Below are 9343 nucleotides of genomic sequence, written 5' to 3' on the forward strand. Positions count from 1 at the left end.
TCTCAACTCAGTGTCGTGGCCGCCTTCATGGTCGTCCACCGCCAAGTCCCGCGGCCCGGGAGCGACGGGCGATGCGCCCGCCAGTTCCGCAACGCTCCGACCGCAGCGCAGCAAGCAGCGGGGACCTCGTTGTTCGGAGCGCGGGATGACAATGCAGTCCAGGGCTGCGACGCGATCCCGAAGGGGAAGAGGTCAGAGAGTCAGCAAACCACGGCAGAGCGTTGTGATGCTCGGTCTCACGAGCATCCTGCAACTTGGAACAGAACGTACTGCTCTCCGCTTTCGATAGAGAACTGCCGACAGTTCCATGATCATTAATATCGTGTAACACGATTGCATCGGCGCGCGGCGCCCACCAGCTAAATTTGTATGAAACAATCAGATCTTTTCAGAGAGAACGCGGACAACTGCCTCCAGCTTGCGGAGCGCACGCAGGAAGAGCCGGCCTTCCGGCGCTATCGGCGCATGGCCCAGGGCTGGAATGCGCTCGCCCTCCAGCAGGACTGGCTCGACGGCGAGATTGCGCCGCTCGGCGAGCCGAAGGCTGCGCGGCACGAGTAACCAATCAGAATGCAGGAGCGTCCGATGACCCCACGAACGATTCTCATTGCGCTACTGACTGCGTTCAGCTTGGCGTCGGCTGTCGCTGCGTTCACAACGATCCGTCAGGTGCATACGGAAGCGTATTCGCTTCCGCAGCCTGTCACCCGCATTTGAGCGAGGCGGGCGGCTTCAGGGCTGCCCGGACCCTCCCGAAGATCCATAGACCTGCCCGTTGGCGTAGCTCGCGTCCGCAGCGGCCAACTGGACGTAGATCGATCCAAGCTCCACCGGCTGGCCAGGACGACCGAGTGGAGTCTGACCACCAAATTTTTCGAGTTTCTCCATAGTGGCCCCGCCTGAGACCTGAAGGGGCGTCCAGATCGGCCCGGGAGCGACGGCGTTCACGCGAATGCCCTTCGGCCCGAGCTGTTTGGCCAGGGACTTCACGTAGTTCATGGTCGCCGCCTTGGTCTGCGCGTAGTCATAGAGGTCGGGAGAGGGATCGTAGGCCTGCTCGGACGAAGTGCCGATGATGACCGATCCCGGCTTCAGATGGGGCAGGGCGGCCTTGATGATCCAGAACGGGGCATAGATATTGGTTTTCATCGTCGCGTCGAAATCTTCGGACGAGACATCCAGGATCGACTGGCGTGCCTGCTGCCGCGCGGCGTTGTTGACGACGATGTCGAGTCCGCCCAGCGCTTCGACGGCCTGTTGCACCAGCCGCCGGCAGAACTCCTCGTCGCGCAGATCGCCGGGGATGGCGACGGCCTTTCGCCCCTCGGCCTCGATCAATGCGATGACCTCCTGCGCATCCGGCTCCTCGGTCGGGTAGTAGTTGATCGCGACGTCGGCCCCTTCCCGCGCATAGGCGATGGCGGCCGCGCGTCCCATGCCGGAATCGCCTCCAGTGATCAGCGCCTTGCGCCCGGCGAGACGCCCGGAACCCTTGTAGCTGGTTTCACCGTGATCCGGCCGCGGCGACATCTTGCTCGCAAGACCCGGCCAGGGCTGCGACTGGTGTTCGAACGGCGGCTTCGGATATTTGTCCTTGGGGTCCACGAGCGGTTCGGGCGGGGTTGAATTTGCGGCCATCGTCTCGCGTCCTTTCGCTGTTGCCGAGGTCAGCGATGCGGCCGCAAGTGTTGCGGTGCCTCCGACCATCTCGCGGCGGGACATCGACGTTGTGCGATCGCCTGCCATACGGTGTCTCCTCTCGAGGGACGTGGTCAACGGCCTGAGACCACCAACGTTTCATTTGGATCTCTGAAAGCACCGTGTCGCGCGCCAGATGCACTGGTCGGCTCTGCGGCCGGTTGGCTCAGGGAGGAACGAACAGGCGCGGACCGCGTCGTTTTCGATCGAATCGGAGTGGCGTCGGCACTATCCAATCCGACGCCCTTCGTGGATCACCAACCAAGGAGAGCCATCCGATGGCGCAGCAAGGCCAAGGCATCGTCAGGACAGGACGCGGGGAGGATCAGCCCGCCGACAAGGAGCGTGCGCAGCAGGTTCATAGGACCACATCTCCCGATGCTCCGTCCCGCGAGGCGACACGTCATCCCGAGCAGGACAGTAACCCGTCGGCGGGTGACTGAGAGCCCTTCAGGCCCTTGGGAACGGCCGGTGACGGCCGAACGTTATCGATCCATTAGCACCGGGAGGATCACATGACATCGATGCTCGATGAACGCGAATATGGCAACCTGATTGGAAGCGACAAGGTCGAAGGCACGGCCGTCTATGGCGCCGACGACACCAAGATCGGCACCATCGAACGCGTGATGATCGACAAGCCGAGCGGGCGGGTCTCGTATGCCGTCCTGGGCTTCGGCGGTTTCCTCGGGCTTGGCAATGATCACTACCCGTTGCCCTGGCAATCCCTGAAGTACGACACGCGACTCGGCGGCTACGTTACCGGCGTGACCGAGAACCAGCTGCGGGGCGCGCCGAAATATTCCGACGAGCGCGAGTGGGACTGGGGGGATGCCGGGGCGGGGCGCAAGGTCGACGACTATTACGGCGTCCAACTCGCTTAGGACCGTCGCCCTCGTTCATTGCGCTTGCGAGGATGCCGACGAACGTCGCGTATCGCGGCCTTGTCCGCGACCCCCGATGAAATCTCAGGCGGCCGGCGGCTGAGCGCCGTTTTCGGCCGCCGATCCAGCCATCATGCTGCGGCGGCTCGATAGCCAGATCGGAATCTCGCGGTAGCAGGTGCCTTTTTCATTCATCTCTGCGACCGTCCACCGGCTCGGATGCCGTTCCTTGCCGACGAAGACCCAGTCATCGGCGGTGGGGGGCGGCTCATTCGGCCTTGTCCTCAGCCATGCCGAACGGGCTCCCTTCGGCAGGCGATCCTGCTTCATCTGATAGAGATCATATACTGGTGAACGCATGACGCTACTCGTCCTCAAGCAACCGCAATTCTCAACACCCTCAGCGTGTCGCGTCGTCGCGGCGGAATTGTGGGAGCGGCGCGGCCAGGCTGTGCAAAAGCACGATCAAGCCTGTGATTGACGGCATCTGCCATATTCTTCGCGTGGCGCGTATCGCTTCGAAAAGGCGACGCGCGGGGCCGTTCAATAACCCCGCGAGCCGGGACCGACGCCGATTGCGTCGGGCAATGAAGAGTCGCAGCCCACGACCGGTGGACTGATCAAATCAGAAGAAGGCGTAGCTGAGATCGAGACCGTAGGTGGCGTGGAGGATGAAGCCAAACGCCGTGGCGCCGCAGAGCATCAGGATCGTGCGCAGCTTCTCGGAGTCGATACGGGTCTCTTCGAGATGGGTCGGGAGAGCCTTGATGAGTGTTGTCATTGTGGGACCTCTGTACGCGAAACGAAGACGGAGAGTGAGTTATGAAAAGTATATCCGAGGTTGTTAGATCCCGTTTCTGGGAGGTGGTTTTTGTAGAGTCCCAGAAGAGTTCTAATTGTGAAAGAGGAACCCAGCATCGTGCAGTTTTTGGGGCAAAGTTGCGGAAAGTAAATGATCAGTAAATTAAATCTGAGGTTGATATTAGTTGCGTGCAGTATTGTTGCACGTCTTGGCTGTTGAAAGAAGTTGCCAGGTTGCGGAGACGCGGCGCCGCACGTTTTTAAGCTTAATTTCTTCAGGGAGGCTGTTTGAGCGTGCTCATCCGGTGCGGCCCGGTGCCGATGAGCACCGTGCGCGCCACGGCGCCAATGCGGTTGCAAAAGCAACTCTAAGTATAGAGGCAGCTCACCTCGACCTCGGCCAATTTGTGGCGAGGTGTTAACGGCTATGGCGATGTCGCCACTCGCTCGCCGGGTTCTTTGGCATGACTGGTATCATGTGGGTGGTGACGACGGAAGCGGGTCGCTGAAATCTCGCTGGCGGGTGTGCTGATCATACAACAGCCCCACCATCATCGAGCGGGGATCGCACGGGCGTCTCGTGTCGAGCCCAGTTGAGGCGCAAGCATGATGGGCAGTTCATGAATCATGATGGAGGAAGCGCGCGTGGCATGCCCGCCCTCGGTGATGAAGGCGCGTTGCTAGGCTTGAGCAAGAAGAGAAGGCCCAAGGTTGAGCAGTTACCGACACCCGAGCGGCCGTCGGGTCGAAGGCTGCGTTGGGCAGCGCGCGCGAGCGCGGCGCATGGATCTGGCTTGCTCGCAAGGTGGGCCTGGACGGATGCTGCGCGTTCTCGCTGCTCTGTCGAGCTTTCGATCACCGTCCCCATGTCAGTACCGGGATGTCGCGACCGATCGCCAATCCTCCTGATGCGAAGCGGATGACGCCGCAGGCGGAATGGGCGCCGGCCGTGCCCGCTATCCTCCAGCATCCCCGCGTGATGGGCTCCTGAGGCGGTGCGGCAATTCGGATACACCAACCAACAACGGTATTTCCGTGTGTTTCTGAACGTTGCAATTCATTTTGGAACATGTCAGCAGGTAATCTGTTAGGGCAAACGGCCCGCCCAGGCTACCAGCATGACGCGCACAAAGGTTTTGGAGTACCGGCCGGACATAGATTGGCTGCGCGCCGTCGCCGTGGTTTCGGTCATTGGATTTCATTACGAGCTGCCGGGCTTTGGCGGTGGGTTTGTCGGCGTCGACATCTTCTTCGTCATCTCCGGTTATGTGATCTCCCGGCTCATTTGGACGGGCATTCAATCCGATTCGTTTTCCTTCATTGAGTTCTACGAACGGAGGGCGAGGCGGCTGCTTCCGGCGCTCTATTTGATGATCGTCGTCACCGCGATGGTCGCGTGGTTCTTGGCGCCTCCAGGCGACTACCGAATGTTCTTCGGAAGCGCGATCTCCACGGTGCTGTTTTCGTCGAACGTCTTCTTCTGGTCGCAGACCGGCTATTTCGATCTACCAACGATCGGGAAGGTTCTCATCCACACCTGGTCATTGTCGGTGGAGGAGCAGTTCTACTTCCTGTTTCCGGTCGTGACTTGGCTCTGGAGCCGGCTGTTTCCCGATCCAACGTCGAAGCCGTCGCTCGGGCTGGTCATCCTCGGAACGATCGCGCTGTGTGTGCTCGACGAGCTTTGGATCAAGCAATCGCCCTCGACCGCCTTCTACATCGCCCCGCTGCGGGCCTGGGAGTTCCTGATCGGAAGCATTGCGTTTTTCCTGCATCGATGGTCGCCGGTTGGAAGCGTGACGCGCCTGGCCTTCGCGGCCGCGGGCATGGTCTCCATGCTGCTTGCCGTGGTCATCTTCCGCGAAGAGACCCGCTTCCCGGGATTGCACGCGCTGGTCCCCTGTGTCGGTGCTGCGGTCTACATCGTCGCGTTCAATCAGGAGAAGGGCAGACCCGGGCTGCCATTCAGTGAGCTCGGAGCATTCCTCGGCCGTTTGTCCTACTCGCTCTATCTTTGGCACTGGCCGGTTTTCGTCCTCGGCAGGGCCGCGCTGCCGCTGGATGTGGCGACCTCGGCGGCAGCTACGGTTGGACTCCTGCTGTGCTCGCTGCTGCTGGCCTATCTGTCCTACGTCATCGTCGAGCGGCCTGCGCGCGCACGAACGGTATGGGGTGGCGTGCGTGGCTCCCCGGTGATCGCGGGCATTGCCGCCGTCATGGTCGCGGTCGGAGTTCACGGCGTCGCGCATGACGGCTACGCCGATCGCTTCCCGCAATCACAGGCACGAATGCTCCGGTACGATTCCCGGACGATGGAGCCGTTCTATCGTGCGCACAGCTGCTTCTTGCAGCCCGATGAGCCGGCATCGGCCTACGATTTCGAGGCGTGCCTGAAACCGGCTGCAAACAAGCGCAACATTCTGCTCGCCGGCGACAGCCTTGCCGCGCATTATGCCTGGGCGTTGCGCAGCTACCTGTCGCCCGATGCCTACCATCTTCTGCAGCTCGCGTCAGGGGGCTGCCCGCCGTTCGTCGAGCTCAAGCTGAGCAGCTCGCGAAACTGTAACGACGTCAATCAGCTGCTGCGCGATCAGATCAAGGCGCACCGCTTTGACGCCATCATTCTTTCCGGCAATTGGCGCGCCTATCTCGAAACCTATGGCCGGCCTCCCGCACGGCGCGTCGACGGTTATTTGAACGCGCTGCTGGCGGTGGCTCAGGAAACGGGCGTTCCCGTTCTGCTGCTCGGTCCCTCGATCGAGTTTCCAGTTCCCTTGGCTTCGACGTTGTTCAACCATGAGCAGACGCACGTCCCGATCGGCAATTCGCTGATGCCGAAAGACGCGTCGTTCGAGGCGGACGATCGTCTGAGAGAGATCGCCCGCGCGTATCCGCTCGTTCAATACGTTTCCATTCTCGACACGATTTGCAGCAAGAGGCGTTGTCCGCTGACGATTGACGCGGAAACGCCGATCGTCTGGGATACCATCCATTTCACCCCGGAAGGCTCGAGGTTCGTCGTCTCGCAACTCGCGCCGCAACTGGATGCCTTCTTGCGAAGGCTGGAGCAGCCCTCCGAGACCGGAACGAACGAGCTCATGGCTGGTGACGGTCCGGCGGCAACCCGGAACCTTGCCCCCTCCCGCGTTCAATGATGGAAGCGACCGAGCACGGGACCTGCGCGAGCCATGAACTTCGGCGGGTGTCGTGCGTTCGCCTGCCGTTGATGTCGGACATTGCCTTCGCGCGGCCGCGAAAGTGATCCAACGTCATCGCGTTCTCAAGCCGTTCGGGACGACACACATGAATCCGATCATCAAGGCGATGGCAGTGCTTGCGTGCGCCGCCTGCTGGAGCACCGCCGCGACGGCCCAATCGGTTCGCTGGAACACCTATAGGATCCCGGAGACCGGCACATCGGTCGACATTCCGGTCTCGATCTTCAGCGACACGGCGGGCCAACCCGAGGGCTACGGCCAACGCTTCCAGACTGCCGACGGCCGCGCCAATCTGACCGTGCAGTCGGTATCGAATAACGCGCGGGAGTCACCTGCGCGGTTCCTTGCCAGGAAGAACCCGCCGCCGAATATTCAATACAAGCGCGTCACCTCGCGATTCTTCGCGGTGTCGAGCTACAAGGGCGACTACGTCTGGTACAATCGCTGCAACTTCGTTGGCGGCTACGTGCACTGCGTGCTGATCAACTACCCCCGGGTCTGGGAGCGCGCTTGGGACGGCATCGTCACCCGCATCAGCCTGTCGCTGAACCGAAGCTGAGGGGGGCGCTTAGCGAAGTCTTCGGCTGGCGGCTTTGATCCACCTCAATGATACCGTCGGGCTCCTCTGAATAAGCTTCGGCTTCATTTCAGCCGCCGCTTACAGATGAGCCAGTCCTTCGTGGCCGCAGCGTCCTTCACCGTACGGGCCGAAAGCGCCAGCGCGATCGCTACCATCAGGTGCCGCAGCGCGCAGGACGCGCTGCTGACGGCCAATGCCTATCTGCGCCTCGGCGCCGCCTGCGTCAGCATCGAGATGCCCGGCGGACAAAGCATGAGCCCGGACCGGCTCGATGCGCTGCTCAACGATTCTGGCGGGCGCATCGGCTTCTGAAATCGGGCGTCGGCCGCACCGCCACTCTTCCCTGGCGTGATCGCGACGGCTTGTGCGGGAGCATTCCGGGAGTGCGTCCAGGCTCAGGATGACGACGCTTCGACGCGGTCGTCGGGGAGCGCCGTCGGCCACGAGACATCGGTAATGTAGGGGCCGTACAGGACATCCTGGCGCCGCTGGTAAATGATCGTGAGGGCGACGGTGGCGATGAAACAGATTGCAGTCAAAATGGCTAGTTCGAACATGGTTCAACTCCATCGCCCAGCACGTGGCGGATGAAGGGCGTCGGCGTCAAATTGAAGCCGGCGTTAAGCTGAAGAGGAAAGCTTAATGCACGCGAGGCATCCTGCGTTGCAGGCGAACAGCCAAAGCAGAACCGCTGGGTCCGCGCGGCTGAACCTCGGGTCGAGAGTCCGGCCGCTCGGCGCGCGCTACTCAGCGACGGTCGGCTGACCGGTATCAAGCTCCGGAAACATCGCCCGGCAGCTCAGGCAATAGGATTCGAAAATAAAGCTCAGCAACGTGGACATCGGTAACCCCCATCAGTCGATGTGATGCTGGGCAACGTGCCGGGGGACTGTTTCAGGACGACTTCGTGCGCCCGGCGAAGTGGTTTCGATCGGTGCCAGGAAAGCTTCGTGGTCACAGGACGTCGGCGCGCGCACGCTCCTGAAGATGAAGTTGTTGCAATAGTCCTTCCGCTTCCAGAACCATTCGCCATCGGCGCGCTGATGGATTTCCGGGTCGAAGGCAGACAACGGAAGCAATCTCCCGCGGCTCAGGAATTGGCCCCGATAGCCGAGACTCCGCAGGAGCAAGAATGTCTCCTTCACCCTGTCGAGCGTCGCCAGGCGGCGGTCGCACTCGACCACGATCAACGGCCGGCATCGGCGCAAGGTGCGCTCGGCGCCGCGCAGTACGTCGAGTTCGGCACCCTCGACGTCGATCTTGATCGCAGAGACGTTTGCGGTGTCGGGGAGATAGTCGTCCAGCGACGTCGTCTGCACCTGGATCGCCTTCGAGGTCTCGGCGGGCCGGAGCAGCGAAGCTCCGGGCTGATGCCCTTCGGGAACGAACAGGGTTTTCCTGCTGGAGCACGAATAGACGGCGCGCGGTTCGACGACGACATTGTCGAGCGAGAACCGGGAGCAGAGCCGCGCCAATCGTTCGGCAAGATCCGGCTGGGGCTCGAAGGCGATGACCCGCCCCGGCGCCGACCACCGTGCCAGCCAGTAGAGAAAACTGCCCTTGTTGGCGCCGATGTCGCAGACGATGTCGCCGCGCCGGATGTGACGCTGCAACTCGGACAGCTCCGTCTTGTGGTCGCGGAATCGGGACCGCAGGATTCTGACCAGAAACCGGGATGCCTCATGTTTCGCCAACCGAGCCCCCCAACGCCATGGCTACGCGCCCGCCAAACGAGGGCGGGCTCGGGTGCGCACGCCCTGTCGTTTACGGCAATGCTTCAAAATGGACGAGTGGCGGGGCGCCAGGATGGCGCTGGCGTGGCGATTGGCGATCCCAGCAGGACTCGAACCTGCAACCCGCGGAGTAGAAATCCGCTACTCTATCCAGTTGAGCTATGGGACCGGCGTCGCGAGACGAATATCGCCCGGTGACCATCCCAAGATGAACGTCCGGAGGATGAGCGTCATGGGATAGGTGCCGGGGGCAAAGCCCGGCCGGCGCGCTTTCCATAGCACGGGTCATATGAAAAATCTTCCGTTTCGCCAAGAGCGGCCGAACCCGACGGAGGCCCGGCGAGACCAAGCGGAGGCGGAGGTGGGTCTATCGCCCCATTTGCGCGTCAGCGGCGCCGGATCGACGGCCGCCGCGGCTTGTCTGTATGC

At 61.9% G+C, this 9343-nt stretch carries 9 protein-coding genes, 1 tRNA gene and 1 pseudogene; 5 read left to right on the plus strand and 6 right to left on the minus strand.

What is annotated here, in order from left to right:
- The first annotated feature begins 369 nt into the window (after positions 1-369).
- Complete coding sequence (locus tag ACQR1E_RS01095) at positions 370-561, plus strand: hypothetical protein (RefSeq protein WP_315711826.1); 192 nt, start codon at positions 370-372, stop codon at positions 559-561.
- Between the two features lie 171 nt (positions 562-732).
- Here the strand turns inward: ACQR1E_RS01095 and ACQR1E_RS01100 are convergent, their stop codons facing one another.
- The gene (locus ACQR1E_RS01100; protein WP_316203342.1) at positions 733-1746 is read right to left on the minus strand and encodes an SDR family oxidoreductase; all 1014 of its coding nucleotides are present in this window, start codon (positions 1744-1746) and stop codon (positions 733-735) included.
- Between the two features lie 467 nt (positions 1747-2213).
- Between ACQR1E_RS01100 and ACQR1E_RS01105 the strand changes: the two genes are divergently transcribed.
- The gene (locus ACQR1E_RS01105) at positions 2214-2582 is read left to right on the plus strand and encodes a PRC-barrel domain-containing protein (protein WP_315711829.1); all 369 of its coding nucleotides are present in this window, start codon (positions 2214-2216) and stop codon (positions 2580-2582) included.
- A gap of 84 nt (positions 2583-2666) precedes the next feature.
- Here ACQR1E_RS01105 and ACQR1E_RS01110 read toward each other — a convergent pair whose 3' ends face one another.
- Together ACQR1E_RS01110 and ACQR1E_RS01115 are read right to left on the minus strand one after the other, a co-directional pair.
- Positions 2667-2942 carry a hypothetical protein gene (locus ACQR1E_RS01110; RefSeq protein WP_315751081.1) on the minus strand — a complete coding sequence of 92 codons (276 nt, stop codon included), beginning with the start codon at positions 2940-2942 and terminating at the stop codon, positions 2667-2669.
- 265 nt (positions 2943-3207) lie between these two features.
- On the minus strand, positions 3208-3363 hold the full coding sequence (locus ACQR1E_RS01115; RefSeq protein ID WP_315738062.1) for a hypothetical protein: 156 nt from the start codon (positions 3361-3363) through the stop codon (positions 3208-3210).
- Positions 3364-4501: 1138 nt separating this feature from the next.
- Between ACQR1E_RS01115 and ACQR1E_RS01120 the strand changes: the two genes are divergently transcribed.
- From ACQR1E_RS01120 to ACQR1E_RS01130, 3 genes are all read left to right on the plus strand, one after another.
- Positions 4502-6538: an acyltransferase family protein gene (locus ACQR1E_RS01120; protein ID WP_434896553.1), complete on the plus strand. Its 2037-nt coding sequence runs from the start codon at positions 4502-4504 to the stop codon at positions 6536-6538.
- A gap of 148 nt (positions 6539-6686) precedes the next feature.
- Positions 6687-7160: a hypothetical protein gene (locus ACQR1E_RS01125; RefSeq protein WP_315827573.1), complete on the plus strand. Its 474-nt coding sequence runs from the start codon at positions 6687-6689 to the stop codon at positions 7158-7160.
- A gap of 120 nt (positions 7161-7280) precedes the next feature.
- Positions 7281-7493, plus strand: a complete 213-nt coding sequence (locus ACQR1E_RS01130) for a hypothetical protein (RefSeq protein ID WP_315711835.1) — start codon at positions 7281-7283, stop codon at positions 7491-7493.
- A gap of 83 nt (positions 7494-7576) precedes the next feature.
- On the opposite strand, the gene ACQR1E_RS01135 is transcribed toward ACQR1E_RS01130, so the two are convergent.
- The 3 genes and pseudogenes from ACQR1E_RS01135 to ACQR1E_RS01145 all read right to left on the minus strand — a co-directional run bounded on the left by ACQR1E_RS01135 (position 7577) and on the right by ACQR1E_RS01145 (position 9083).
- Positions 7577-7738, minus strand: coding sequence for a hypothetical protein (locus tag ACQR1E_RS01135; RefSeq protein WP_316172794.1), 162 nt, complete (start codon positions 7736-7738; stop codon positions 7577-7579).
- Positions 7739-8140: 402 nt separating this feature from the next.
- A pseudogene (locus tag ACQR1E_RS01140) lies at positions 8141-8875 on the minus strand (FkbM family methyltransferase); the annotation flags it as partial.
- 131 nt (positions 8876-9006) lie between these two features.
- Positions 9007-9083: transfer RNA gene (locus ACQR1E_RS01145), tRNA-Arg, on the minus strand.
- Positions 9084-9343: the final 260 nt, after the last annotated feature.

This window comes from Bradyrhizobium sp. HKCCYLRH1030 (genome assembly GCF_051168395.1).
Taxonomy (GTDB): domain Bacteria; phylum Pseudomonadota; class Alphaproteobacteria; order Rhizobiales; family Xanthobacteraceae; genus Bradyrhizobium.